The organism is Nocardioides sp. F233 (assembly GCF_057813895.1).
The window spans coordinates 35,425-60,785 of sequence record NZ_JBVASH010000006.1 but is presented as its reverse complement, the minus strand read 5'-3'; the positions used below and the strand labels follow the sequence as shown (position 1 = coordinate 60,785).

Annotated in this window: 25 protein-coding genes; 13 read left to right on the top strand and 12 right to left on the bottom strand. The window is 72.1% G+C overall.

What is annotated here, in order from left to right; genetic code table 11:
* The first annotated feature begins 3 nt into the window (after positions 1–3).
* On the top strand, positions 4–1,248 hold the full coding sequence (gene pabB / locus ACZYRU_RS21135) for an aminodeoxychorismate synthase component I (RefSeq protein WP_488959068.1): 1,245 nt from the start codon (positions 4–6) through the stop codon (positions 1,246–1,248).
* A gap of 51 nt (positions 1,249–1,299) precedes the next feature.
* Positions 1,300–1,782, top strand: a complete 483-nt coding sequence (locus ACZYRU_RS21130; RefSeq protein ID WP_488959067.1) for an SRPBCC family protein — start codon at positions 1,300–1,302, stop codon at positions 1,780–1,782.
* A gap of 6 nt (positions 1,783–1,788) precedes the next feature.
* Here ACZYRU_RS21130 and ACZYRU_RS21125 read toward each other — a convergent pair whose 3' ends face one another.
* The 5 genes from ACZYRU_RS21125 to ACZYRU_RS21105 form a co-directional block, all read right to left on the bottom strand.
* On the bottom strand, positions 1,789–2,373 hold the full coding sequence (locus ACZYRU_RS21125; RefSeq protein ID WP_488959066.1) for a hypothetical protein: 585 nt from the start codon (positions 2,371–2,373) through the stop codon (positions 1,789–1,791).
* Positions 2,366–3,790, bottom strand: a complete 1,425-nt coding sequence (locus ACZYRU_RS21120; RefSeq protein ID WP_488959065.1) for a sensor histidine kinase — start codon at positions 3,788–3,790, stop codon at positions 2,366–2,368. The genes ACZYRU_RS21125 and ACZYRU_RS21120 overlap by 8 nt, the downstream gene beginning before the upstream one ends.
* Before the next feature lie 169 nt (positions 3,791–3,959).
* Entirely contained in the window at positions 3,960–4,673 is a 714-nt protein-coding gene (locus ACZYRU_RS21115) for a response regulator transcription factor (protein WP_488959064.1), read from the bottom strand.
* A 43-nt stretch (positions 4,674–4,716) separates the two neighbouring features.
* Positions 4,717–5,583, bottom strand: a complete 867-nt coding sequence (locus ACZYRU_RS21110) for a fructosamine kinase family protein (RefSeq protein WP_488959063.1) — start codon at positions 5,581–5,583, stop codon at positions 4,717–4,719.
* Positions 5,584–5,615: 32 nt separating this feature from the next.
* Positions 5,616–6,017 carry a phage holin family protein gene (locus tag ACZYRU_RS21105; protein ID WP_488959062.1) on the bottom strand — a complete coding sequence of 134 codons (402 nt, stop codon included), beginning with the start codon at positions 6,015–6,017 and terminating at the stop codon, positions 5,616–5,618.
* Between the two features lie 101 nt (positions 6,018–6,118).
* Here ACZYRU_RS21105 and nhaA point away from each other — a divergent pair, with 101 nt between their 5' ends.
* On the top strand, positions 6,119–7,558 hold the full coding sequence (nhaA, locus tag ACZYRU_RS21100; RefSeq protein WP_488959061.1) for a Na+/H+ antiporter NhaA: 1,440 nt from the start codon (positions 6,119–6,121) through the stop codon (positions 7,556–7,558).
* On the opposite strand, the gene ACZYRU_RS21095 is transcribed toward nhaA, so the two are convergent.
* Together ACZYRU_RS21095 and ACZYRU_RS21090 are read right to left on the bottom strand one after the other, a co-directional pair.
* Positions 7,489–8,268, bottom strand: a complete 780-nt coding sequence (locus ACZYRU_RS21095; protein ID WP_488959060.1) for a maleylpyruvate isomerase family mycothiol-dependent enzyme — start codon at positions 8,266–8,268, stop codon at positions 7,489–7,491. The two genes, nhaA and ACZYRU_RS21095, sit on opposite strands and share 70 nt — an antisense overlap.
* Positions 8,265–8,906, bottom strand: a complete 642-nt coding sequence (locus ACZYRU_RS21090; protein ID WP_488959059.1) for a TetR/AcrR family transcriptional regulator — start codon at positions 8,904–8,906, stop codon at positions 8,265–8,267. Before ACZYRU_RS21090 ends, ACZYRU_RS21095 begins: the two co-directional genes overlap by 4 nt.
* A gap of 116 nt (positions 8,907–9,022) precedes the next feature.
* Between ACZYRU_RS21090 and ACZYRU_RS21085 the strand changes: the two genes are divergently transcribed.
* Positions 9,023–9,367, top strand: coding sequence for an iron chaperone (locus tag ACZYRU_RS21085; protein ID WP_488959058.1), 345 nt, complete (start codon positions 9,023–9,025; stop codon positions 9,365–9,367).
* A gap of 7 nt (positions 9,368–9,374) precedes the next feature.
* On the opposite strand, the gene ACZYRU_RS21080 is transcribed toward ACZYRU_RS21085, so the two are convergent.
* Positions 9,375–9,794 (bottom strand): pyridoxamine 5'-phosphate oxidase family protein, encoded by a 420-nt coding sequence (locus tag ACZYRU_RS21080; RefSeq protein ID WP_488959057.1) that lies wholly within the window; start codon positions 9,792–9,794, stop codon positions 9,375–9,377.
* Between the two features lie 83 nt (positions 9,795–9,877).
* Between ACZYRU_RS21080 and ACZYRU_RS21075 the strand changes: the two genes are divergently transcribed.
* Together ACZYRU_RS21075 and ACZYRU_RS21070 are read left to right on the top strand one after the other, a co-directional pair.
* A complete protein-coding gene (locus ACZYRU_RS21075) occupies positions 9,878–10,057 on the top strand; it encodes a hypothetical protein (RefSeq protein WP_488959056.1) in 180 nt (59 codons plus the stop codon).
* Positions 10,050–10,442 carry a hypothetical protein gene (locus ACZYRU_RS21070; RefSeq protein ID WP_488959055.1) on the top strand — a complete coding sequence of 131 codons (393 nt, stop codon included), beginning with the start codon at positions 10,050–10,052 and terminating at the stop codon, positions 10,440–10,442. Before ACZYRU_RS21075 ends, ACZYRU_RS21070 begins: the two co-directional genes overlap by 8 nt.
* Before the next feature lie 27 nt (positions 10,443–10,469).
* Here the strand turns inward: ACZYRU_RS21070 and acs are convergent, their stop codons facing one another.
* The 3 genes from acs to ACZYRU_RS21055 all read right to left on the bottom strand — a co-directional run bounded on the left by acs (position 10,470) and on the right by ACZYRU_RS21055 (position 14,624).
* On the bottom strand, positions 10,470–12,449 hold the full coding sequence (gene acs / locus ACZYRU_RS21065; protein ID WP_488959054.1) for an acetate--CoA ligase: 1,980 nt from the start codon (positions 12,447–12,449) through the stop codon (positions 10,470–10,472).
* A 148-nt stretch (positions 12,450–12,597) separates the two neighbouring features.
* Complete coding sequence (locus ACZYRU_RS21060) at positions 12,598–14,238, bottom strand: solute symporter family protein (RefSeq protein ID WP_488959053.1); 1,641 nt, start codon at positions 14,236–14,238, stop codon at positions 12,598–12,600.
* Positions 14,238–14,624 (bottom strand): DUF485 domain-containing protein, encoded by a 387-nt coding sequence (locus ACZYRU_RS21055; RefSeq protein ID WP_488959052.1) that lies wholly within the window; start codon positions 14,622–14,624, stop codon positions 14,238–14,240. Before ACZYRU_RS21055 ends, ACZYRU_RS21060 begins: the two co-directional genes overlap by 1 nt.
* Positions 14,625–14,891: 267 nt before the next feature.
* Between ACZYRU_RS21055 and ACZYRU_RS21050 the strand changes: the two genes are divergently transcribed.
* The 7 genes from ACZYRU_RS21050 (at position 14,892) to ACZYRU_RS21020 (ending at position 24,812) form a co-directional block, all read left to right on the top strand.
* The gene (locus ACZYRU_RS21050; protein ID WP_488959051.1) at positions 14,892–16,355 is read left to right on the top strand and encodes an alkaline phosphatase PhoX; all 1,464 of its coding nucleotides are present in this window, start codon (positions 14,892–14,894) and stop codon (positions 16,353–16,355) included.
* A 115-nt stretch (positions 16,356–16,470) separates the two neighbouring features.
* The gene (locus tag ACZYRU_RS21045) at positions 16,471–16,998 is read left to right on the top strand and encodes a VOC family protein (RefSeq protein ID WP_488959050.1); all 528 of its coding nucleotides are present in this window, start codon (positions 16,471–16,473) and stop codon (positions 16,996–16,998) included.
* A gap of 233 nt (positions 16,999–17,231) precedes the next feature.
* Entirely contained in the window at positions 17,232–18,680 is a 1,449-nt protein-coding gene (locus tag ACZYRU_RS21040) for a pyridoxal phosphate-dependent decarboxylase family protein (RefSeq protein ID WP_488959049.1), read from the top strand.
* A complete protein-coding gene (locus ACZYRU_RS21035; RefSeq protein WP_488959048.1) occupies positions 18,677–20,014 on the top strand; it encodes a lysine N(6)-hydroxylase/L-ornithine N(5)-oxygenase family protein in 1,338 nt (445 codons plus the stop codon). The genes ACZYRU_RS21040 and ACZYRU_RS21035 overlap by 4 nt, the downstream gene beginning before the upstream one ends.
* Positions 20,015–22,285 carry a GNAT family N-acetyltransferase gene (locus ACZYRU_RS21030; protein WP_488959047.1) on the top strand — a complete coding sequence of 757 codons (2,271 nt, stop codon included), beginning with the start codon at positions 20,015–20,017 and terminating at the stop codon, positions 22,283–22,285.
* Positions 22,282–24,264, top strand: coding sequence for a penicillin acylase family protein (locus tag ACZYRU_RS21025; protein ID WP_488959046.1), 1,983 nt, complete (start codon positions 22,282–22,284; stop codon positions 24,262–24,264). The genes ACZYRU_RS21030 and ACZYRU_RS21025 overlap by 4 nt, the downstream gene beginning before the upstream one ends.
* On the top strand, positions 24,261–24,812 hold the full coding sequence (locus ACZYRU_RS21020; RefSeq protein WP_488959045.1) for a GNAT family N-acetyltransferase: 552 nt from the start codon (positions 24,261–24,263) through the stop codon (positions 24,810–24,812). The genes ACZYRU_RS21025 and ACZYRU_RS21020 overlap by 4 nt, the downstream gene beginning before the upstream one ends.
* On the opposite strand, the gene ACZYRU_RS21015 is transcribed toward ACZYRU_RS21020, so the two are convergent.
* On the bottom strand, positions 24,801–25,349 hold the full coding sequence (locus tag ACZYRU_RS21015) for a Uma2 family endonuclease (protein ID WP_488959044.1): 549 nt from the start codon (positions 25,347–25,349) through the stop codon (positions 24,801–24,803). The genes ACZYRU_RS21020 and ACZYRU_RS21015 overlap by 12 nt on opposite strands.
* Positions 25,350–25,361 lie beyond the last annotated feature (12 nt).

Here is a 25,361-nt window from a genome sequence, read left to right as displayed (position 1 = left end):
CGCATGGTGATCCAGGGCGAGCCCGCGGAGCTGTTCGCCCGGATCCAGGCACGCCACTCCCGCTGCCTGTGGCTCGACGGCGGCGGTGCCCGCACCTGGTCGCGGCGCCGCTCGATGCTCGGCTGGCTCGACGACGACGACGTGTCCCTGACGTACGACGCCGCCACCCGTGAGGTGACCCGTCACGCCGGCGGCCGTGCGGTGGTGGTCGGCGACGACCCGTTCGCCGTGCTGGAGGCCGAGCTGGCGGACGGTCGGCCGAGCGACCAGTGGTTCGGCTACTTCGGGTACGCCGCCCGTGCGGACCTGCCCGCCGTGCCCGACCCGGACCTGCCCGACGCCCTGTGGCTGCGGCCCTCGCACATCCGGGAGTACGAGCACCCGGTCGCCGCCCCGGCCGCCACTCTCGGGATCACCGGCGGTGAGCCGACCGCCACGCCGGCGGCGTACGCGCGGGCCTTCGCGAAGGTCCAGGAGCACCTGCACGCCGGCAACTCCTACGAGGTCAACCTGACCCACCGGCTCTGGGCGGACAGCCCGCTCAGCCCGGCGGCGGCGTACCTCCGGCTCCGGGCGCTGAATCCCGCTCCCTACGCAGGTTTCCTGCAGCACGACGTCGACGGCGCGCGGGCGTGGGTGCTCAGCTCCTCACCCGAGCGGTACGCGCTCGTCGACGAGGACCGGGTCATCGAGACCAAGCCGATCAAGGGCACCACCGCGCGCGGGAGCACGCCGGCCGAGGACGCCGCGGCCAGGGACCGGCTGGCGAGCGACCCGAAGTTCCGCTCCGAGAACCTGATGATCGTCGACCTGCTGCGCAACGACCTCGCGCTGGTGTGCGAGGTCGGGTCGGTGGACGTCCCGATCCTGATGGACGTCGAGTCCTACGCCTCCGTGCACCAGCTGGTGTCCACCGTCCGGGGAAGGCTCCGCGACGACGTGAGCACCGTCGCCGCGCTCAAGGCGCTGTTCCCCGCCGGCTCGATGACCGGCGCGCCCAAGCTGCGCACGATGGAGATCATCGAGGAGGTCGAGGCCACGCCGCGCGGCGTCTACTCCGGCGCCTTCGGCTGGGTCTCCGGCGACGGCCGCGCCGACCTCGGCGTCGTCATCCGCACCCTCGCCACGGCCGGCGACGACTACGTGCTCGGCACCGGCGGCGGGATCACCGTCGCCAGCGACGTCGACGAGGAGTGGGCCGAGACGGAGTGGAAGGCCGCCCGGCTGCTGCAGGCGATCAAGCCCTGACCGGGCCTCTCGTCGGGGTTCGACGTCGCGGCCGGGGGTAGGCGTTGGATCGTGCCCGTCGTCCAGTCCCGGATCCGCGTCCCGGTCCCGCCTGAGGTCGCCTTCGCGGTCTCCCAGACCACCGGCGCCGTGCGTCGCAGGTGGGACGTGTTCATTCGCGAGCAGCACTTCCTCGACGGGGCGACCGAGGCGGCCACGGGCGTGCGGACGTTCACGCGGCAGCGTCTGGGTCCCTCGATGGTGAGCCGCTACGTGTCCTACGCCCCGCCCCGCAACGTCGGCATGGTGATGGAGCGCGGGCCCTGGTTCTTCGAGAAGCTCGGCGCCGGCTGGCGGTTCGAGGCCGACGGGGAGGGGACCATCGCCACCTGGAAGTACAGCTTCACCTGCCGACCGCGGCTCCTCGCACCGGTCGCGGAGCGGATCGGCCGGGTCCTGCTCGGCAGGGAGATCCGGGCTCGGATCGAGGGTTTCGCCCGTGGGTGCGGTGATCCGGTCGTGCTCGCGGCGATTCGATCGGGTGAGGAGAGCTGACTCGCCTCAGTTCGCCGATGCGCTGGGGTCCGCCCCCGCCCGGGACTCGGCGGCGTGGGTGGACAGCGTGGTGAGGGTGGCGAGCACGCCGCGCACCACCCGCTTCTCGTCGTACGGCGCCGGGTCGACGACGTCGACCTGCTGGATCAGGTCGCCGTTCTGGACGAAGCCGGTGACGTAGAGCTGCTCCTTGGTCGCGTTGACGACCACGCGCGCGTCGTCGGCCTGCTCGATGGCGGGGGTACGGACGTCGGCGTCGGCCTGCTGCCCCATGGTCTTCCAGGCCTGGTCGAGGGTGCCGGGGAAGAGCAGGTAGTTGGACTTGATCACGGCGTCGCCGGTGCCCTCGGCGGGAGTGAACCGGCACTCCGGCTTGGTGGGCGTGCCGGTGTGCTCGGTCGCGTCGATGCCGAATTGCGCCTTCACGAACGCCGCATCCAGTGCGTCGCAGGGGTTCCACAGCGCAGGTGTCTCGGTCGGAAGGCTCGGCTTCGCACCGACCTTCTCGTCGCCGCACGCGGTGAGCGCGAGGGGGAGGGCGAGCGATGCCGCCACGAGAGCGGTACGACGGAGACGAGCAAGGTCAGGCATGGGGGTTGTTCTCCCGTCCGGGCAGCTTGAGCACGAGGCGGGCGCCTCCGCTGGCATTGGCGGTCGCCATCACCGAGCCCGAGTGGCGCTCCGCGACCTGGCGCACGATCGCCAGCCCGAGGCCCGATCCGGGCAGGGTGCGGGCGTCGTCGGAGCGCCAGAACCGGTCGAAGATCCGGGTCCGGTCGCCCTCGGCGATACCGGGCCCCTGGTCGTCGACGGTCAGCACGCCGTCGCTGAGTCGGACGGTCACGTGACCGCTCTCGGGGCTCCACTTGGCGGCGTTGTCGAGCAGGTTGGTCACCGCGCGCTCCAGCTCGGCGTCCTCGCCGATCACCCACCAGGGGCGGGTGAACACCTCGAACTCGATGCTGGGCGCGCGGCGTCGTACGCGCTGGACGGCGTGGTCGACGACGTCGGCGAGGTCGACCGGCTCGACCTGGACCGGCATCGGCTCGTCGCGGGCGAGCTCGGTCAGGTCGCCGATGAGGGTGGTGAGCTCCTCGATCTGGGCGCGGACGTCGTCGAGCAGCTCGTCGCGCGCGTCGGGCGGCAGGCCGCCGAAGCCGTCGGCGCTGCGGGCGGTCATGGTGAGCAGGTCGATGTTGGTGCGCAGCGCGGTCAGCGGGGTGCGCAGCTCGTGGCTCGCGTCGGCGACCAGCTGCCGCTGCCGGGTCCGGCTCGCGTCCAGCGCCACCAGCAGGTGGTTGAACGCCGTGGCCAGCCGGGCGACCTCGTCGTCGCCCTCGACGGGCAGCGGCGTGAAGTCCTCGGTGCGGGCGATCTCCTCGACCGAGCCGCTCAGTCGTCGTACCGGACGCAGGCCGTTGCTCGCCACCGCCCAGCCCGCCAGACCGGCAGCGAGGACGCCGAACACGCCGAACGCGACGGTCACCCAGCCCAGCCGACGCAGCGTCCGGTCCTGGTCGACCAGCGGCTGCGCGATGACCAGCGCCAGCCCGCTCTGCTGGGTGGGCACGGCGACCACGCGGTACCGCTCGCCGCCCAGCACGATCGTGCGCAGGCTGCGGTCGCTCTTGCCCTGCGCCACCTCGAGCTCGGACCGGCCCAGCTCCAGGGTCGGGCCGCGGTCGAGGATCCGCAGCGTGCGCTCGTTGTAGTCGAGGATCGCGATCCGGACGTCGCCCGCTCCGAGCGCCCACGAGGGGATGCCCTGCGAGCCCGCCTGCAGGAGGGTGTCGGAGGCGGCCGCCTTCTCGGCCCGGTCGACCAGTGCGTTGTCGAGCGTGTCCTGCATCTGCACGCGGGCGGTGATGTAGGCGCCCACGGCCACGAGGGCCACCGACATGCCGACCGCGATCGTGGTCAGCCAGATGACCCGGCTCGCCAGCGAGCGGCGGTAGTGCCAGCGCCCGTCCGGTCCCGGGCCCATCGCGAGGCCCCAGGAGGTCGCCATCTCTCCCTCAGCCTTGATCCACCGGAGGGTGGCGTAGCGAGCGCCGCCCCAGGGGTGTGATCGCAAGGCGTGGGCGCGACGACGTGCTTGTCCGCCCTTCGAGCGTCCGCAACGCAGCGAGCGCGCCGCTGGGGTGACGCGTAGTAGCCAGCCTCCGGTGGATCAAGGCTCAGGACTCCGTCGCGCGCAGGACGTACCCGATGCCGCGGACGGTGTGGATCAGCCGCGGCTCGCCCTCGGCCTCGGTCTTGCGGCGCAGGTAGCCGACGTACACCTCGAGGGAGTTGGCGGTCGTGGGGAAGTCGTAGCCCCAGACCTCCTCGAGGATGAAGCTGCGGTCGAGCACCCGGCGCGGGCGGCGCAGGAACATCTCGAGCAGCGTGAACTCGGTGCGGGTCAGCTCGATCAGCCGGCTGCCGCGGCGCACCTCGCGGGTGGTGACGTTCATGGTGAGGTCGGCGAAGGAGAGGACCTCCTCCTCGGCGCCGTCCTCGATCGGCGTCACCCGGCGCAGCAGCGCCCGCAGCCGGGCGAGCAGCTCCTCGAGCGCGAACGGCTTGGTGAGGTAGTCGTCGGCGCCCGCGTCGAGCCCCTCCACGCGCTCGCCCACGGCGTCGCGGGCGGTCAGCACCAGGATCGGTACGTCGTTGCCGGCCGCCCGCAGCGCCCGCGTGGCCTCGAGGCCGTCGAGCTTGGGCATCATCACGTCCATCACGACCACGTCGGGCGCGACCGCGCCGATCCCGGCGAGGGCCTCGGCCCCGTCGCCGGCCAGGTGGACGTCGTACCCGTTGAACGCGAGGGAGCGGCGCAGCGACTCCCGCACGGCACGGTCGTCGTCGACGACGAGGACGCGGTGCGGGACGGGGGTACGGGCGGGCACCCTCCCATCATGGCCGATGGGCCTGAGCGGTGGCTGAGAGGCGCTACAGGTAGCGCTGCGCGACCCGGGCCGCGCGGGCGCCGTACTGCCCGCCGAACAGGCAGGCGTGGACGAGCAGCGGGAACAGCTGGTGGTAGCCCAGCCGGTCCTCCCAGCCGTCGGCGAGCGGGCGCACCTCGTCGTACGCCGCCATCACCTGCGGCAGCTGGGGCAGGCCGAACAGCGCCAGCATCGCGAGGTCGACCTCGCGGTGGCCGCCGTACGCCGCTGGGTCGATGACGACCACGCGGTCGCCGGCCCCCCACAGCACGTTGCCGTTCCACAGGTCGCCGTGCAGGCGCGCGGGCGGCTCCTCGGGGACGATCGACGGGGCCCGGGCGGCGGCGGTCTCGATCAGCGCGGCGTCCTCGGCGCTGACGATGTCCTTGTCGCGCAACACCTTGAGGTACGGCGCGATCCGGCGCTCGGCGTGGAACTCCGCCCAGCTCGGCAGGGTGCGGTTGGGCAGGGGCAGCCGGCCGATGTAGCCGTCGGCGTCGGCACCGAACCCGGCGGCGCCGTACGCATGGGTGGCGGCGAGCGCGCGGCCGAAGGCGCCGGCGGCCTCGGCGTTGGGGCGGCCGGCCTCCACCCAGTCGAGGATCAGGCAGTCGGTGTCGACGGCGAGCACCCCGGCGGTGGCGACGCCGCCACCCGGGGTGGCCTCCGCGAGCCAGCGCAGGCCCGCGGCCTCACGGGCGAAGAACTGCGGTGGCGCCGGGCTGAGCGTCTTGAGGAAGGCGGTGCGCCCGCTGGACAGGCGCAGCTTGACCGCCGTGGAGACGTCGCCGCCGGCCACCGGCGCGGTGGCGACGACGGCAGCGCCGAGCAGCTGTTCGGCCCTCCCGGCGACGACCGGCTGGCGCGCCATCGGCTCCCCCTGTCCGGCCCGTCAGGACCGGGTCAGGCCTGGCCCTTGAGGGCGGCCGGGATCTTCGAGCCCTGCTCGATGGCGCGGGCGGGTGCCTTGACCTTCTTGAAGCTGCGGATCGCCAGGAACACCAAGAGGGCCGCGAGCAGGACGTAGAAGGCGAAGACGATCAGGAACGCCCAGTGCAGGTCGAGGCCCTGGCCGTTCCAGTTGATGAAGTAGGCGATCGCCACCGAGAGCATGATGATCGCGAGCACCAGCAGGAAGCCCGCCGCCGCGACCAGGCCGAGCCCGACGCCGCCGGCCGTCACGCTGACCTTGAGCTCGGACTTCGCGAGCTGGATCTCCTTGCGGACGAGCGTGGAGATGTCGGTCTGCGCGTCCTTGATGAGACGTCCGATGGTCGGCTCTTCGCGGAGCGGTTCGGTGGCCATGCGGCCGACCTTACCGACATCGCTAGGATCGCTACAGGTGAGCCGGGAAGTCTGGTCGGCATGTGAACGCCCCTGCCCACACGACGCCAGGAGACCCCGCCGTGTCCGAGCCCCCGCACCAGTCCTCGCACCGGTCCTCGCACCACCCCGACGATCTCTGGCGTCGCGGCCCCGTCTGGACCGCGAGCGAACGTCCCCTGGCGCGGTACGTCGCCCGCCCGTTGCGGGAGTTCCTCCACGTCGAGTCGGCGGGCTCGGTGCTGCTGCTCGCGGCCACCGTGATCGCGCTGCTGTGGGTGAACCTGCCGTTCGACGGCTGGGCGTCGGCGTACGACCACTTCTGGCACACCCCGCTCGCGCTCGAGATCGGTGACTGGCGGATCGAGGAGTCGCTGCAGCACTGGGTCAACGACGGGCTGATGACGATCTTCTTCTTCGTCGTGGGCCTGGAGATCAAGTACGAGCTGGTCCACGGCGACCTGCGCGACCCGCGCACCGCGGCGCTGCCGATCGTCGCCGCGATCGGCGGGATGGCCGTGCCGGCGCTGGTCTACGTCGCCGTCGTCGGTGGCGGCGACGGCTCGGCCGGGTGGGGCATCCCGATGGCCACCGACATCGCCTTCGCGGTCGGCGTGCTCGGGCTGCTCGGCCCGCGGATCCCGTCCGCCGCGCGGCTGTTCCTGCTCACCCTCGCGATCGTCGACGACATCGGCGCGATCCTGGTGATCGCGGTCTTCTACACCGACGACCTCTCGCTCGGCTGGCTGTTCGCCGCGCTCGCCCTGCTTGCGGTGATCGCGGTGCTGCGGGCGGCGCGGGTCTGGGCGATCCCGGTGTACGCCGTGCTCGGCATCGCCGTCTGGTTCGCGCTGCTCCAGTCCGGGGTGCACGCGACGCTCGCGGGCGTCGCCGTCGGCCTGCTCTCCCCGGCCGTCGCGCTGCTGCGCCCCTCGGTCGCCACGGAGTACGCCGTCGAGGGGCTGCGCGACAACGACCTCGACGCCGAGGAGCTGCACCGGCTGCGCTTCCTCATCGGCGAGTCCGTGCCCGTGGTCGAACGCCTGCAGACGCGGCTGCACCCGCTGTCGTCGTACGTCGTGCTGCCGGTGTTCGCCCTCGCCAACGCCGGTGTCGCCCTCGGCGACGGCGTGCTCGGTGATGCGCTGCGGGCCCCGGTCGCGCTCGGCATCGCCGCCGGCCTGGTGCTCGGCAAGCCGCTCGGCATCGCCCTCGCCTGCTTCCTCGCGATCCGCCTCGGCATCGGCCGGATGCCCGAGGGCACCTCGTGGCCGCAGGTGATCGGCATCGGCGCGGTCGCCGGCATCGGCTTCACGGTCTCGCTGTTCATTGCCGGGCTGTCCTTCCCCGGCTCCGAGCTGCTCACCGCGGAGGCGAAGGTCGGCATCCTGCTGGCGTCGGTGCTCGCGGCGGTGGTCGGCGTGGTTCTGCTGCTGCTCGCGGGTCGCGGCGATCAGAACGGGACTGCGGTCGCCAGCAGCCCCGAGCCGGTGCCCCTGCCGGACACCAGCCGGCAGAACTGAACGGCGTCGAGCTCGAGCTCCTCGCCGGCATCCCCGGCCGACCACTCGCCGCCTGCGGGTCCGGTGAGGGTCAGCCGGTAGGGCTTGCCGTGGCGCTGTGCCCACTCGGCCACGACGTCCGCGACGATGACGCCGTCGTGCTCGGGCCGCAGCGCCATCGCGGTGCCGGTGGCCTCGGCGACGTCGCTGCGGTGCATCCAGGTGTCGCGGGTCAGGATCACGTCGACGAGGTATCCCAACGCCCAGCTCTCCTCGACACCCTGGACGTCCTGCGGCATGCCCATGTCGCGTCGACGGAGGAAGGCCGGGACCATGCGGCGGCCGCGGACCGCGCGCGGTCCGACCCCGCGCACGTCGTCGAGCAACCGGGCGGGGCTGTGGTCCGCGCGCTCGCGCACCTGGACGTCGGTCAGCGCGTCGAGGAACGCGACCCCCTTCGCGGCGGCGTCCTTCCCGGCGATTCGGCGCTGGCGGGCGCCCTCGCGGATCCCGGCGGCCATCTCGGCCATGCCCACGACGTGCGCGGTCATCTGCCGCACGTCCCACAGGGTGCAGGCGGTCGGCCGGGTCCAGTCGCTCACGTCGAGCGCCGCGACGGCGTCGGCGTAGCTGCGGTACTCGTCGGCGGCGAGCGTCATGGCGGTGCTGCGGTCCAGGGCGGGCCGGCGCAACGTCCGGCGGTTCGACGGGTCCTTCTCGGTGGTGCTCATTTCCTGCTGCCTGCCTTGGGGAGGGTGGAGCTCCTCTCGGGAAGGGGGAGGAGTCCGACGGCGTCCGCGAACATGTCGATGGCCCGGTCGAGCAACCGCGCGAAGCGGTCTCCGCCCGGGTCGTTGGCGAGCTGCTGGTCGATCAGGCCGCCGATCAGGGAGATGTAGATGTCGATGTCCGCCCGGTCCGAGATGCCCTGGGCGGTCAGAAAGGCCACGCTCTCGTCGAGCACCCGGACAGCGGGTGCGTAGGACTCCGGCGTCGGCTCGAAGCCCGGGATGGTCCGCTGGTTCATCAGCTGGTGCCGGGCCAGGTCGGCGACCGCGTAGTCGAAGAACACCCGCGCCATGCGGTGCATCGCCGCCCGGGGGTGGTCCGGGAGGTCGTCGAGGGCGCGGGAGGCGTGAGCCTCGAACTCGGCCCACGCCTCGCCGTACATCGCGTCGTAGACAGCGTTCTTGGAGTCGAAGTGGGAGTACAGCGACGGCGGCTGCATCCCCACCGCGCGGGCGATGTCGCGCAGCGTGATGCTCGCGATCCCCACCTCGCGGGCCTGCGCCCACGCGGCGTCGAGGATCTCCCGGCGCGTTGCCGCACGCCGTTCGGCGATCCTATTGCGAGTTGGATTGCCTACCATAATTAGGAGAATGCGCTTCCGGTGTCCCGGGTGTCAAGGGGTGCGACGGGGGGAGAGGCCGGAACGACGAGAGCTGACGGAGGCGTCGGTGGGGTCCGTCGTGGAACGATGCCGGCGTGGGCACGATCGACGACTACCTCGCCGGACTGGACGAGACCGACCGCGCGGTGATCGAACGGGTCTACGCGATCGCGCGCGAGATGGCACCTGACGCGGAGCAGGGCACCGGCTACGGCATGCCGGCGCTGGTCCACCGCGGCAAGCCGTTCGTCTCGGTGATGCGGGCGCGCAAGCACATCGGCGTCTACCCGTTCAGCCCGGATGCGGTGGCCGCCGCCGCGCCCCTGCTGGAGGGGTTCGACCTCGCCAAGGGCACCATCCGGTTCCAGCCCGACCGGCCGTTGCCGGAGGACGCGGTCCGGGCGTTCCTCACGGCACGGCTGGCCCAGATCGAGCGCTGAGGCCCGCTCAGTCCCGAGGCAGCACCTGCGACGACCCGAGGAACCTCGTCACGCTGATCCGCAGCGCCACCCGGTTCGGGTTGGGCCGGGGCTCGCGGTAGCGGGCGGCGTACCTCTCGCAGGCGCGGGCGACCGACGCCGGGTCAGAGAGCACCTCGGCGGTGCCGATGATCGTCGACCACCGGGCGCCGTCGACCTGGCTGACCGCGAGCCGGCCGTCGCGGCGCAGGTTGGCGACCTTCTGCGAGCCGCCGTCGGTGATCACCCAGGCGCACTCCTGCTCCGGGTCGAGCACCGCGCCGACCGCGACCGCGTGCGGAGCGCCGTCGCGGTCGAGGGTGCTCAGCGTGCAGAGGTGGCGCTCGGTCCAGAACGCCGCCAGCGCGGGTGGGAGAGCGGTCCAGGTGACGGGTTCCAACACAGGCATTGCAGGTTCCTCCTCGGATATCCACCCGGGTGCGATGATGCAGTCGAACCGCGATGATCCGTCCAGACACTCGGGAGAACTCGATGGGCATCTTTCGCCAGCATGCGGGCGAGACCCGCGAAGACTACGTCCGTCGTCACTGGAACCGCTCCGGCGTCGTCGCCAACGGCGTCACACTGGTCGATCTCTACGACCGGATCCGGGCACTCGAGGCCCGGGTCGCGGAGCTGGAGGCCGAGAGCCAGGGCCGGCACGGTGGCTGAGCCGGACGCCCCCACTGCGTTCGACACCCTCTTCGCAGACGGGACCGAGGTGGCCGCGGCACGGGTGTTCGCCGACGTGTTCGCGCCGGGCGCCAAGGCGGTCCAGTCGTTCAAGGAGGTCCGGTCCAGGATCGCGGCCCTCGGCGGGGTGACCCAGCGGACCCGGTTCCTCACCACCACCGCGATGGCGGAGCCGACGTACGCGGCGGGCCTGGAGATCGTGCTGCGGTGGGAGCACGCCTACCTGGCGTCGCGGATCCCGGTCGACGGCCAGGGTCTCCACGTCGTGCTGCTCCGCGAGGGGAGCCGCGTCCAGCAGAGCGCGGACCCGTACGCCGCCGCGCTGGCCGCGCTGCGCACGACCGGTGCGCCCGACCGGGGCTGAGCCCCGGCCGGACGCGCGGACGAGACGTCAGTCCTCGGTCGAGGTGGCCTGGCCGGCGGAGATCAGGTCCATGATCGAGGCGTCGGCGAGGGTCTGGGTGTCGCCGACGGAGCGGCCCTCGGCGACGTCGCGCAGCAGGCGGCGCATGATCTTGCCGGAGCGGGTCTTGGGGAGCTCGGGGACGATCATGATCTGCCGCGGCTTGGCGATCGGGCCGATCTCCTTGCGGACGTGGTCGGAGAGCTCCTTGACGATGTCGGGACCGCCGTCGCCCGCGTCGTTGCGCAGGATCACGTAGGCGACGACCGCCTGGCCGGTGTCGGGGTCGGTGGCGCCGACCACGGCGGCCTCGGCGACCTTGGGGTGCGAGACGAGGGCGGACTCGATCTCGGTGGTCGACAGGCGGTGGCCGGACACGTTCATCACGTCGTCGACGCGTCCGAGGACCCAGATGTCGCCGTCGTCGTCCTTCTTCGCACCGTCGCCGGCGAAGTAGTAGCCCTCCTTCTTGAAGCGCGACCAGTACGTGTCGACGTACCGGTCGTCGTCGCCCCAGATGGTGCGCAGCATGGAGGGCCACGGCGAGGTGACGACGAGGTAGCCACCCGAGCCGTTGGGGACGGGGTGCCCCTCGTCGTCGACGACGTCGGCCTCGATGCCGGGGATGGCGGTCATCGCGGAGCCGGGCTTGCCGGCGGTGACGCCGGGCAGCGGGGAGATCATGATCGCGCCGGTCTCGGTCTGCCACCACGTGTCCACGACGGGGGTGCGGTCGCCGCCGATGACGTGGCGGTACCAGACGTAGGCCTCCGGGTTGATCGGCTCACCGACGCTGCCGAGGATCCGCAGCGACGACATGTCGTACTGGTCGGGGACCTCGCTGCCCTGCTTCATGAACGACCGGATCGCGGTGGGCGCGGTGTAGAACAGCGAGACCTTGTAGTCCTGGATGATCTTCCACCAGCGGCCCGGCTTCGGCGCGTCGGGCGTGCCCTCGTAGAGCACCTGCGTGACGCCGTTCGCGAGCGGGCCGTAGACGATGTAGGAGTGGCCGGTCACCCAGCCGATGTCGGCGGTGCACCAGTAGACGTCGGTCTCGGGCTTGAGGTCGAACACCGCGTGGTGGGTGTACGCCGCGCCGGTCAGGTAGCCGCCCGTGGTGTGCAGGATGCCCTTGGGCTTGCCGGTCGTGCCGGAGGTGTACATGACGTAGAGCGGGTGCTCGGCGTCGAACGCCTCGGGGGTGTGCTCGCTCGACGCGCCGTCGACGGCGTCGTGCCACCACACGTCGACCGCGTCGTCCCAGGTGCCCTCGCCGAGGTCCTGGCCGGTACGGCGGACGACGAGCACCTTCTCGACCACGTCGGTCTTGGTGCGGGCCTCGTCGACGGCGGGCTTGAGGGCGGAGGCGGTGCCGCGGCGGTAGCCGCCGTCGGCGGTGACGACGACCTTGGCCTGGCAGTCGTCGAGGCGCGAGGCGAGCGCGTCGGCGGAGAAGCCGCCGAACACCACCGTGTGGGGGGCGCCGATGCGGGCGCAGGCCAGCATCGTGACGACGGCCTCGGGGATCATCGGCAGGTAGATCGCGACCCGGTCGCCCTTGCCGACGCCGAGCGCGGTGAGCGCGTTCGCGGCCTTGGAGACCTCGTCCTTGAGCTGTGCGTAGGTGAGGTCGCGGGTGTCGCCCTCGGGCTCGCCGACCCAGTGGATGGCGACCTTGTCGCCGCGGCCGGCCTCGACGTGCCGGTCGACGCAGTTGTAGGCCGCGTTGAGCTTGCCGCCGACGTACCACTTCGCGAACGGCGGGTTGTCCCAGTCGAGGACCCGGTCCCACTTGGTGTCCCAGGACAGCCGCTCGGCCTGCTCGGCCCAGAAGCCCTCGCGGTCGGCCCTGGCGGCGGCGTACGCGTCGGCCTTCACGTTGGCGTCGGCCGCCAGCTCGGCCGGCGGCTCGAAGCGCCGGTCCTCCTTCAGCAGGTTGGCCAAGGTCTCGGCGTTGTCGCTCACGGTTCTCTCCTGATCGAGTCGGGTGCCACAGGTCACATTAGGACCCACGGGAAGTCTGGTCACCAGGGGTTGCACGGGGGTTGCTCGTGCCGGAGGCCGGGACGGGTTCCTTCCGTCCCGGCCTCCAGGTCGGTGGTGGTGCGGCGGGTCAGTGCTGGACGGCCTGCTCGGCGCCGGCGCCGGTGAGGGCGCGCACCTCGAGCTCGGTGAACCGCTCCTCCGCGGCCGGTTCCCTCGAGGTGACCGTGCCGAGCCAGCCGAAGAAGAAGCCGAGCGGGATCGACAGCAGGCCCGGGTTCTCGAGCGGGAACCAGTGGAAGTCCACGCCGAGCGGGAACAGCGCCTTGCTGATGATCTCGCCGTCCGGCGTGATCGCCGTCTTGCCGGAGACGACCGGCGAGAAGAACACCAGCGTGATCGCGGAGACCAGGCCGCCGTAGATGCTCCAGGTGGCGCCCCGGGTGTTGAAGCGCTTCCAGAACATGTTGTAGACGATCGACGGCAGGTTGGCCGAGGCCGCCACCGCGAAGGCGAGCGCCACGAGGAACGCGATGTTGAGGTTGCGGGCGGGGATGGCCAGCAGGATCGCGACGACGCCGAGCCCCGCCGCGGCGTACCGCGTCACCTTGATCTCCTCGGCCTCGGTGGCCTGGCCCTTGCGGATGACCGAGTTGTAGATGTCGTGCGCGACCGAGGTCGACGACGTCAGGGTCAGGCCGGCGACCACCGCGAGGATGGTCGCGAAGGCGACCGCGGAGATCAGGGCGAGCAGGATCGCGCCGCCCGTCGAGCCGGCGCCACCTCCCACCGCCTCGGCGAGGAGCGGCGAGGCCAGGTTGCCCTCGCTGGCGGCGACGTCGCTGCCGACGCCCGTCTTGAGCAGGGCCGCGGCACCGAAGCCGAGGACCAGCGTGAACAGGTAGAAGACGCCGATCAGGCCGATCGCCCAGAGCACCGACTTCCGTGCGTCACGCGAGGTCGGGACGGTGTAGAAGCGGACCAGGATGTGCGGCAGGCCCGCCGTACCGAGGACCAGGGCCAGGCCCAGGCTCAGGAAGTCGAGCTTGTGGGTCGTGTCGATGCCGTACTTCAGGCCGGGCTCGAGGAAGCCGGGCTTGCCCGAGTTGCTGGACGCCGCGCCGAGGAGCTCGGAGAGGTTGAAGTCGAACTTCGCCAGCACCATCACGACGATAACGGCTGAGCCGATCATCAGCAGCACGGCCTTGACGATCTGCACCCAGGTGGTGCCCTTCATGCCGCCGACCGTGACGTAGACGATCATCAGCGCGCCGACGCCGGCGATGACCGCGCTGATGGCGAGGGTGTTCTCCTTGTCGATGCCGAGGAGCAGCACGACCAGGCTGCCCGCGCCGACCATCTGCGCGAGCAGGTAGAAGATCGACACGACGACCGTCGAGGTCGCGGCCGCGGTGCGGACCGGGCGCTGCTTCATCCGGTACGCCAGCTGGTCGGCCATCGTGTACCGGCCCGAGTTGCGCAGCATCTCGGCGACCAGCAGCAGGGCCACCAGCCACGCGACGAGGAAGCCGATCGAGTAGAGGAAGCCGTCGTACCCGGCCAGCGCGATCGCGCCGGAGATGCCGAGGAAGGACGCGGCCGACATGTAGTCGCCGCCGATGGCGAGGCCGTTCTGGAAGCCCGAGAACGAGCGGCCGCCGGCGTAGAAGTCCGCCGCGCCGCTGGTCTGGCGGCTGGCACGGATCGTGATGAAGAGGGTCAGTGCGACGACGCCGAGGAAGAGGCCCGCGGTGAGTACCTGGTGGTCCATCAGTGCTCGCTCCTGCCGTGGGAGGCCTTGCCGGCCAGGGACACGAACCGCTCGTCGAGCTCGCGGGCGAGCGGGTCGAGCTTCTTGGTCGAGTAGCTGCTGTAGAGCCAGGCCAGCAGGAACGTCGTCGCGAACTGCAACAGGCCCAGGACCAGGGCGACGTTGATGTTGCCGACGACCTTGGTGCTCATGAAGTCGGTCGCCCACATCGAGAGCACGACGTAGGTGAGGTACCAGGCGAGGAAGGCCGCGGTCGCGGGGAACGCGAAGCCCCGGTAGCGGCGCTTCAGCTCGGCGAACTCCGGTGAGGCGTGGAGCTCGTCGTACACGGGATCATGGCGCGTTGTGGCGGCATGGGGGTCATGGGGCGAGATGTCGGACGTCACGACGGGCCTCCTCGGGGTGGTGGTGTGACCGGGGTCACGGGCTTCCTCCGACGCTAGGAGCGGTGGTGCGGGGCCCGGGAGGGGTGCGGTCCGGCTGCGCGCCGAGTGGGTCGGGGTTGTCGACCAGCGGTCGGTACGACGCGACGAACGGTCGGTCCGCACGGGGATCGCCGCTGTTCACCTCGACGACAGCCGCGGGCCACCGGGGCGGGGTTGGCTGGGCCGGCTGGGCCCCCATCTCCCCGCCTCACCGAAAGAGCTCTCACGATGACCGCTACTCGTCGCACCATGCTCGCCGGCGGTGCCGCCGGCGTCGGCTTCGCCGTCACCGGCGCCATGCCCTCCCTCGCTCAGGCCACGCCCGGCCGCGGCGACGACAACCGCGGCCGCGGCCGCGGCAACGGCGTCACCCCGTTCCCGCCGCTGCAGGACGACCCCGCCGGGCTGCTCGCGCTGCCGGCCGGCTTCTCGTACGCGGTCGTCACCCGCGCCGGCGTCACCCGCCTCGACGAGGGCGCCCTGACGCCCAACGCGCACGACGGCACGGCCGTGTTCTCGACCGGCCGCGGCCGCTACCGCCTGATCCAGAACCACGAGCTGAAGGCGGGCTCGCCGCTCGGCGTACCGCACATCGCGGGCACGGTGTACGACGAGGGCGCGGTCGACGCCGGCGGCTGCACCGTGATCCGCACCGATGACCGGGGCCGCAACCTCGGCGAGACCGTCGGCATCTCCGGTACGTCGACCAACTGCGCCGGCGGCCCGACGCCGTGGGGCACCTGGCTGACCTGCGAGGAGACCGAGGACCGCGCCGGCAAGGCGTGGAGCGGCAACGGCAAGAGCGGTACGTACGCCAAGGACCACGGCTACGTCTTCGAGGTCTTCCACGACGGCCGCACCAACCCGAAGCCGATCAAGGCGTTCGGCCGGTACGCCCACGAGGCGCTCGCCGTCGACCGTGCCCGCAAGCACGTCTTCCTGTCCGAGGACGCCTCCGGCCCGAACGGCCTGTTCTACCGCTGGTCCGCGCCGCGCGGCTTCGAGATGGGCCCGAACCTCGCCGACCGCCTCGCTGACGACGCCGGCGTCCTCGAGGCGATGCAGATCCTGATGCCCGACGGTTCGGTCCTCCCCGATGTCGCGTACCTGACCTCCGCCCAGCTCGGCCTGCCGTTCCCCGTGCAGTGGAAGGCCGTCCCGGACCGCGACGCCCGGACCACCTCGGTGCGCAAGCAGTTCGCCGCTTCCGGCGAGGTCACCCGCGGCAAGAAGTTCGAGGGCGTGTGGGGCACCGACCGCGGCGTGTACGTCGTCAACTCCTACGCCTTCTCCGACGGCGACCTGCCCGCGGACGCCGTACCTCACGACGGGATGGTCTGGTTCTACGACTACCGGGACGAGACCATCCAGCTGGTCAGCTACTTCCCGCACCAGAAGACCGCCGCCTCCGGCGCCGTCGCGAAGTACGACGACCTGACCTTCGACGGCCCCGACAACGTCACCGTCACCCCCTGGGGCTCGCTCGTGCTCGCCGAGGACGGCGCCGGTGCCTCGCACGTGCTGTCCGCGACGCCGTACGGGCCGACGCAGGCGATCGCCCGGAACATGCTCAACGACTCCGAGTTCACCGGCCCGACGTTCTCCGAGGACGGCAAGGTGCTGTTCGTGAACATGCAGACCCCCGGGCTGACGTTCGCGATCACCGGGCCGTGGGAGACCTACCTGCCCTGACGCGTCGTCAGGGCGGTTCCGCTGGGCGAGAGCCCGGTGCGTCGACGACCTCCCCGCGGCTACCGTCGCGGGGAGTCGATCGCACCGGGCGATCAGCCCTGCCCCGGGAGCAACCTTGTCGATCCGAAGCCTGAACCACGCTGTCCTGTTCGTCTCCGACGTCGAGCGCAGCGTCGAGTTCTACTGCGACGTCCTCGGCTTCGAGAAGCTGCCCTTCGACTTCCCCGGCGGCGCCTTCCTCCGCGGCAAGAACTCCGCCAACGACCACGACCTCGGCCTCTTCCAGGCGCGCTCCCCGCGCTCGGCCGACGGCGCCGTCGGCCTGTACCACCTGGCCTGGGAGGTCGAGACCCTCGCCGACATGGTCGCCGCGCGCGACCGGCTCGCGGCCGCCGGTGCGCTGACCGGCATGGCCAACCACGCCAGCACCAAGGCCCTCTACTGCCGCGACCCCGACGGCATCGAGTTCGAGGTCACCTGGCTGGTCCCCGACTCCCGCCTGCGCGAGGAGCTGGTCCCCGGCGTCGCGCCCACCCGCGCGCTGGACCTCGACGCCGAGATCGCGACGTACGGCGCCGACACGCCGGGTGGGCCGCGGGCCGACCTGGCGCTGATGGCCGAGCTGCTGGGGCAGACGAAGTAGCGCCGCGCGCTCGCCTCTGCCGTGGCTGTAACACGCCGTCCATGCGACTGGTCGCCGGTTCTCCGCAGAAATCGGGCCGAAATCGCGGCCTTTCTGCTGACAACCGCCGAGTAGTGCGGTGGACGGCGTGTTACAGCGCTACGTGACGCGCGCCACCCGAGACGGGGCTGGCACGCCCCTTCGCCGATCTGCTTAGGTAAGGCTTACCTGATCTCGGACGAGGAGTGCCTGCCGTGCCCCAGCTCCCTCTGCACCACGTGTTCCACCCTGACCACGCCGACCACTACGCCGCGACGCTCGGCGAGGGGCTCGACCACCTGCTGCGCCAGCTCAAGGGGGTGGCCGGGCCCGCGACGGGACTGAGCCCCGACGAGGCCGAGCAGCGGGTCGCGGAGGTCGACCTCGAGCGGCCGCTCGACGACCCGGGCCAGGTGCTCGCGGAGATCTCGCGGCTGTGGCTCGACGACGCGGTCTGGTTCCACGAGCCGTCGTACGCCGCGCACCTCAACTGCCCGGTCGTCGTGCCGGCGCTGCTGGCCGAGCTGTTCGTCGCGTCGGTCAACAGCTCGCTCGACACCTTCGACCAGAGCGTCGGCGGGACGTTCATCGAGCGCCGGCTGATCGACTGGACCGCCCGCAGGATCGGCTTCGGTGACGAGGCGGACGGGGTGTTCACCAGCGGGGGCAGCCAGTCCAACCTGCAGGGGCTGCTGCTCGCCCGCGGCCGCCACGAGCGGGTCCCCGCCGAGCGGCTGCGGATCCTGGCGTCGGCCGAGAGCCACTTCTCGGTGCAGAAGTCCGCGCGGCTGCTCGGGCTCGGGGACGAGTCGGTGGTCAGCGTGCCGACCGACGAGCGGCACCGGATGGACCCGGCTGCGCTGGAACGCTCGCTCGCCGCCTGCGCCGACCTCGGGCTGCGGCCGATGGCGATCGTCGCCACCGCCGGGACCACGGACTTCGGCGCGATCGACCCGCTCGAGCAGGTCGCAGACCTGGCCGTGGCGTACGACGCGTGGTTCCACGTCGATGCGGCGTACGGCGGCGGGCTGCTCGTCTCCCCGACCCGCCGGGCGAGGCTGCAGGGGATCGAGCGCGCGGACTCGGTGACCATCGACTTCCACAAGACGTTCTTCCAGCCGGTGTCGTCGAGCGCGATCATCGTCCGCGACCGCGCGACGCTGCGCCCGGCGACCTGGCACGCCGACTACCTCAACCCGCGCGAGGCCACGAACCCCAACCAGGTCGACAAGAGCCTGCAGACCACGCGCCGCTTCGACGCGCTCAAGCTGTGGGTGACGCTGCGGACGATGGGCCCCGACCTCGTCGGCCAGTACGTCGACGCGGTGATCGACCTCGCGTCCGCCGTCCACGACTCCCACCGCGACACCGACGACCTCCGGTTCGCCGCAGCCCCCGAGCTGAGCACCCTCGTCCTCCGCTACGTCCCGCACGGGCCGCCGCTGGAGGAGAAGGAGAGCGCTGCGCTCAACAACGCGATCCGCGAGGCGCTGTACGCCTCGGGTCGGGCGATGGTCGCGGCCACCAAGGTCGACGGGGTGCAGCACCTCAAGCTGACCCTGCTCAACCCGATGGCGACGGTCGAGGACATCACGGGGGTCCTCGACCTCGTCCGGGAGACGGGTGCCCGGCTCGCACCGGCGCAGCTGGAGGCGGCCCGGTGATCACGCACGACTTCGTCGGCATCGGCCTCGGCCCGTTCAACCTCGGCCTCGCCTGCCTGACCGATCCGCTCCGCAGCAGCGACGACCTCGACGGTGTCTTCCTCGAGGCCCGCGACCGGTTCGCCTGGCACCCCGGCATGCTGCTCGACGACGCGACCCTCCAGGTCCCGTTCCTCGCCGACCTCGTCACCATGGCCGACCCGACCTCGCGCTGGTCGTTCCTCAGCTACCTCAAGCAGGCCGGCCACCTCTACCCGTTCTACATCCGGGAGAGCTTCTACCCGCTGCGCAAGGAGTACGACGACTACTGCCGCTGGGCCGCCGAGCGACTGCCGTCCGTGCGGTTCGGGCAGCAGGTCACCGGCGTCGAGCACGACGGGACGGCGTACGTCGTGACCTCCTCCACCGGCGAGCGGCACCGCACCCGCCGCCTGGTCCTCGGCATCGGCACCACCCCGCGCGTTCCCGAGCCGCTCCGCCCACTCCTCGAGCACGGCCGGGCGACCCACTCCGCCGACTACCTCGCCCGCAAGGCCGAGCTCCAGCAGCAGGACCGGATCACGATCGTCGGCAGCGGCCAGAGCGCCGCCGAGATCTACCAGGACCTGCTCACCGAGGCGCCCGACCACGGCTACGAGCTGGTGTGGCTGACGCGCAGCCCGCGGTTCTTCCCGATGGAGTACACCAAGCTCACGCTCGAGATGACCTCGCCGGAGTACGCCGAGTACCACCGCGCCCTCCCGATCGACACCCGCGACCGGCTGGCCCGCGAGCAGCGCCACCTGTTCAAGGGGATCAGCGGCGACCTGGTCGACGCGATCTTCGACCTGCACTACCAGCAGCGGGTCACCGGCACCGGCCCGAGCACCACGCTGCTCACGCACACCGAGGTCAGCTCCGCCCGCCCGCTGCCGGGTGGCGGCAGCGAGCTCGACCTGCTCCACGTCGAGACCGGCGAGCCCTTCTCCCTGCAGACCGGTGGTCTGGTGCTCGCGACCGGGTACGCCCCCACGCAGCCGGCCTTCCTCGACGGCATCCGCGACCGGATCCGGTACGACGCCCGCGGCCGCTACGACGTCGCCGCCGACTACTCGGTCGACGTCAACGGCGGCGAGGTCTTCGTGCAGAACGCCGAGGAGCACACCCATTCCCTTCTCGCGCCGGACCTCGGCATGGGCCCGTACCGGAACTCGGTCATCGTCGCCGCCATGCTCGGCCGCGAGGTGTACCCGATCGAGAAGCGGATCGCCGTGCAGACCTTCGGCGTCCCCGACCACCTGCGTCTCGAGACGGTTGCTGCGCAACCTCCTCGACGACCGGCGGAGGTGAGCTGAATGCAGATCACCCTCGAGCCGCTCGACGTCGAGCGCGACCTCGACCTGCTCCGTGCCTGGGTCACCCACCCGCGTTCGGCGTACTGGATGATGCAGGGCGCCAGCCGCGCCGACGTCCGCGTCGAGTACGCGCGCATCGCGTCCGATCCGCACCATGACGCCTGGCTGGGGCGGGTCGACGGCCGGCCGACCTTCCTCGCCGAGACCTACGACCCCGCGCACTCCCTGCTGGCCGACCTCCCCGAGGTCCGCGCCGGCGACCTGGGCATGCACGTCCTCGTCGCGCCGCCGACCGGCCCGGCGCTCGCGGGGCTCACGACGGCGGTCTTCGACGCGGTGATGGAGCACTGCTTCGCCGACCCCGCCGTGCAGCGGGTCGTCGTCGAGCCGGACGCCCGCAACGCGAAGATCCGGGCCAAGAACGTGGCCGCGGGCTTCGTCGAGCTCCGCGAGATCCCACTGCCGGGCAAGACCGCGATGCTCTCGGTGTGCACCCGCGCGGCGTTCGAGACCACGCGCTCGGCCGACCACCTCGCGCCGGACCTGATGGACCGCGCCCAGCGGCACCTGGTGGCCAAGGCGCTGGGGGAGCTCGCGCACGAGCGGCTGATCGCCCCCGCGCCCGTCCCGGGCGAGGAGCGGTGGCGGGTCGAGGCCAGCCCGTCGTCGTACACCTTCACGGCGCGACGGCACCTGCTCGACCACTGGGTCGTCGACCCCGCCTCGATCGAGCGGCTTCGTGACGGCGCCCCGGCCCACCCCGACGCGCAGGAGCTCATCGCCGAGCTGGCGCCCACGCTCGGCATCCCGGACCAGCTGCTGCCGACGTACCTCGAGGAGATCGCCTCCACCCTCGCCGCCGGCGCCTGGAAGCTGCGGCGCCGCAGTCTCCCGGTCGCCGGGCTGGTCGACGCGGGGTACCAGGAGATCGAGTCCGCGATGACCGAGGGGCACCCCGCGTTCGTCGCCAACAACGGGCGGATCGGGTTCAGCCTCGACGACTACCGCGCCTACGCCCCCGAGACCGGGCAGTCCGTCCGGCTGCACTGGCTGGCCGCCCGTCGCTCGCTGACCCATCTCTCGCTGGTCGCGGACGGCTCCGAGGCCGGGCTGTACGACGGCGAGCTGGCGCCCGGCGCACGCCATCGTTTCGCCGGCCGGCTCCGCGCCCTCGGCCTGGACGCGGACGACTACCTCTACCTGCCGGTCCACCCGTGGCAGTGGCAGCACAAGCTGGCGATCACCTTCTCTCCCGACGTCGCGCGCCGCGACCTCGTCCACCTCGGCGAGGGCGACGACGACCACCACCCGCAGCAGTCGATCCGGACGTTCTTCAACGCCAGCCGGCCCGAGCGGCACTACGTGAAGACCGCGCTCGCCATCCAGAACATGGGCTTCGTGCGCGGGCTCTCGCCTGCGTACATGGCGGCGACGCCGGCCATCAACGACTGGGTCGCCTCCCTCGTTCGTGCTGACGGGGAGCTGCAGGACTGCGGCTTCGAGGTGCTCCGCGAGCTGGCGGCGATCGGGTACACCGGCGACGCCTTCCACCGCACGGCCGGCCCGTCGCCGTACCGGAAGATGATCGCGGCGCTGTGGCGCGAGAGCCCCGTCCCGCGCACCCCCGACGGCGAGCAGCTGACCACCATGGCCGCGCTGCTGCACCGCGACGCCGCCGGCGACGCGCTCGTCACCGCCTGGATCAAGGCGTCGCCGGTCGACGCGGCGACCTGGGTCCGGGCGTACCTCCGCGCGTACCTCCGCCCGCTCGTGCACTGCCTCTACGCCTACGACCTGGCCTTCATGCCGCACGGCGAGAACCTCCTGCTGCGGCTGCGCGACCACATCCCGGTCGGCGCGTTCATGAAGGACATCGGCGAGGAGGTCGCCGTGATGGGCGACGTGCCGCTGCCCGCCGAGGTCGAGCGGATCCGCGGCGACTTCCCCGACGACGTCAAGGCGCTCGCGATCCACACCGACGTGTTCGACGGGGTGCTGCGCTTCGTCGCCGCGATCCTCGACGAGGACGGCACGCTGCCGGCCGCGGAGTTCTGGGCGATCGCCCGCGCCACCATCGAGGAGCACGCGGCCGACCACCCCGAGCTCGCGGAGGCGGCGGCGTCGTACGACCTGCTGCGGCCCGAGTTCCGGCACAGCTGCCTCAACCGGCTCCAGCTGCGCAACACCTTGCAGATGGTCGACCTGACCGACCAGGCCGAGTCGCTCATCTTCGCCGGGACGCTGGCCAACCCGGTCGCGGTGCAGCCGTGATCGTCCGTGACGTCCACGGAATCCCCCGTGTCGTCGGGGCTTCCGTGCTCGAGGTGGCCCGCGAGCAGGGCCGAGCCACCGCCCAGGACCGGGCCTGGCAGCTCGAGGTCGAGCGCCGCCGGGCCGAGGGGACCTGCGCCGAGCTGTTCGGCGTGACCGCGCTGGAGTGGGACGTCCTGGCCCGCCGCGCACTGCTCGTCGACCTCGCCCGCCGGGCGTATGCCGCGCTGTCACCGGAGAGCCGCACCTTCGTCGACGCGTACGTCGACGGGGTCAACGAGGTCGTCGACCGCCCCTGGCGCCCGTGGACGCCCCTTGCCGTCTTCGCCGTGCAGCACCTGCTCTTCTCCGGCTTCCCCAGCCAGCTCTGGCGCAAGCACCTCGCCGCGACCGCCGGCGAGGAGTCGCTCCCGCTGTTCCGCGCCGAGGGCCTGCCCGGTGGCAGCAATGCCCTCGTCGTCGACGGCTCGCTCACGGCGAGCGGGCTCCCGATCGTCGCCGGCGACCCGCACCGGGTGATCGAGGCGCCCGGTTGCTACGCCCAGGTCCGACTGGTCTGCACCGACCCCGACGACCCCTTCGACGTCGCCGGCCTGACCTTCGTCGGCGTCCCGGGGGTCCAGCACTTCGGCCACGCCGGTGACGTCGTCTGGGGGATCACGAACGCCGTGGCCGACGACGAGGACGTGTACGCCGAAGAGCTGGTCCGCCACCAGGACGCCGTCATCGCCCGCGGTACGTCGGGCTGGGGGCCCGTCGCGCGGCGGGTCGAGCAGGTGCGGATCCTGGTCGGCGAGGACCGGTACGACGTGCACGAGGTCGAGGTCCTGGTCACCGACCGCGGACCGGTCGTGCTCGGCGGGCCGGGGGAGCCGGAGACCTACAGCCTGCGCACGCCGGCCTACGTCCTCGGTGACCTCGGCCTCGACGCGATCCTCCCGCTGCTGCGCGCCCGCACGACCGCCGACGTCACCAGCGCCTTCGCCGGTTGGGTGGGACCGGTCGACAACCTGGTCGTCGGCGACCGGCACGGCGCGACCGAGCACCGCGTCGTCGGCCGGATCCCCGAGCGGGACGCCGACCGCCGCTGGACCGGCGGCTGGGTCACCGGCCTGCCGCGGCGGACGGGGCCGGTGCTCGTCACCGCCAACGACCGCGCCACCCCGGCCTTCGAGCGGGTCGGGACCGACTTCGCCCCGCCCCACCGCGCCCGCCGGATCCGCGGCCTCCTCGACGACCTCGCCGCCGACGGACCGCTCACCTCCGAGGCCGTCGCCGCCGTCCTCGCCGACGACCGTCAGACCGCAGGTGCCGCCCTCCTCGACACCATCACCTCCCTCCTCGACCTCACCGGACCGGCCGCCACACTCCGCGATCGTCTGCTCGCCTGGGACCGCCGGATGGCGGCCGACAGTGTGGACGCCGCCCTCTTCGCCCGGGTCCGCGCCGCCGTCGTCGAGAGCCTGCACGCCACCCCCGCGCTCGCCGGCGTCGACGGGTCGCCGCACGGGGAGCTGTTCGCGCCGTGGTTCGACCTGCGCAGCCGGCTCCGCCTCTGCCTGCCCACGATCCTCACGGCCGAGAAGCCGTTCGGCGTCGACGCGTTGCAGGTCGTGGCCGCTGCGCTCGAGCAGGTCGCAGCGCAGCCGGAGCCCGCGCCGTGGGGGGCCGACCACGTCGTCGTACCCCTCACCCCGCACCAGCAGCTCGGCCTGCCCGCACCCGACGGCACCGCGCCGCCCTCCGTCCCCCTGTCCGGCGACGACGACTGCGTCCTCGCCACGCGCGCGCTCGGTGGCACCGGCGCCTGCGTGCACGGCCCCGTCGCCCGCTGGGTCTGGGACCTCGCCGGTGACAGCCGCTGGGTCGTCCCGCTCGGCGCATCCGGGGACCCGGCGTCCCCGCACCACCACGACCAGCAGACCACCTGGGCCGCCGGCGGCACCCTCCCCGTGAACCACCCCCTGGAGCAGCCATGAGCATCACCGTCCGCCCCGTCGACCCCGCCGCCGACGCGGCCCTCCTGCACGCCTGGGTGACCCAGCCGCGCGCGGAGTTCTGGGGCATGACAGACCACTCGGTCGAGGACGTCGCGCTGGTCTACGCGTACATCCACGACCAGGCCCACCTCGCGGCGTACCTCCTCCTCTCCGACGACCACCCCCTCGGACTGCTGCAGACCTACGACCCCGCCGTCGACGAGATCGGCCAGTGGTACGACCGCGCCCCCGGCGACGTCGGTGTCCACCTCTTCCTGGCCGACGACCCGCGCCGCGCCGGCCGCACCCCCGACGTCATCGCCGCCGGGCTCGACCTCGTCGCCCACCTGCCCGGCTGCCGCCGGCTCGTGTTCGAGCCCGACGCCCGCAACGCCGCGTCGGTCAGCCTCCTCGAGCGCCTCGGGTGCACCCGAGGCCCGCTCGTCGAGCTGCGCACGAGCATCGCCGAGAAGCTGGCGCAGTTCATCTTCCTGGACCGCGAGCAGGCACTGCTGACCGCTCGCGGATTCGCTTCGTCAGGCCAGTAGCGCCGGCAGGTCGAGCTCGACCGGGCCCAGGTCGGCGACCTCGACCGTCCCCGTCGGACTCTCGTCGGTGAGCGACAGGCCGATGTCCCAGTGCTCGCTGGCGTTGACCAGGACCGTGAGCGTGCGGGCCGTCCGGTCCACGATCCAGTAGTGCGCGATGCCGGCCCGACGGTAGTCGTCGGTCTTGCGGAAGAGATCCTCGTCGCGGGTCCATCGCGAGAGGATCTCCACGACGAGCACAGGGACTGAGGGTGACCACCACTCGTCGTCGCGCTCGACCTGCAGGGCCAGGTCGGGGACGCGGAGCGAGCCGGTGGGGAGTTCGAGCCCTCGCTCATAGGTCAAGAACGCGTCGGGGAAGGCCTGACGCAGCACCACGACGAGATTGACGCCCACGTGGTTGTGTTCGCCGCGCGCCGGTGGCGTCACGAGCGCGACCCCGTCGACGTACTCCGCCCGAACCTTCTCGGGTATCCGATCGAACTCGTCCCGGGACATGGGGATTCGCTCAAAGCGCTCCGCGTAGGCGACATCCATCGCTGAATCCTG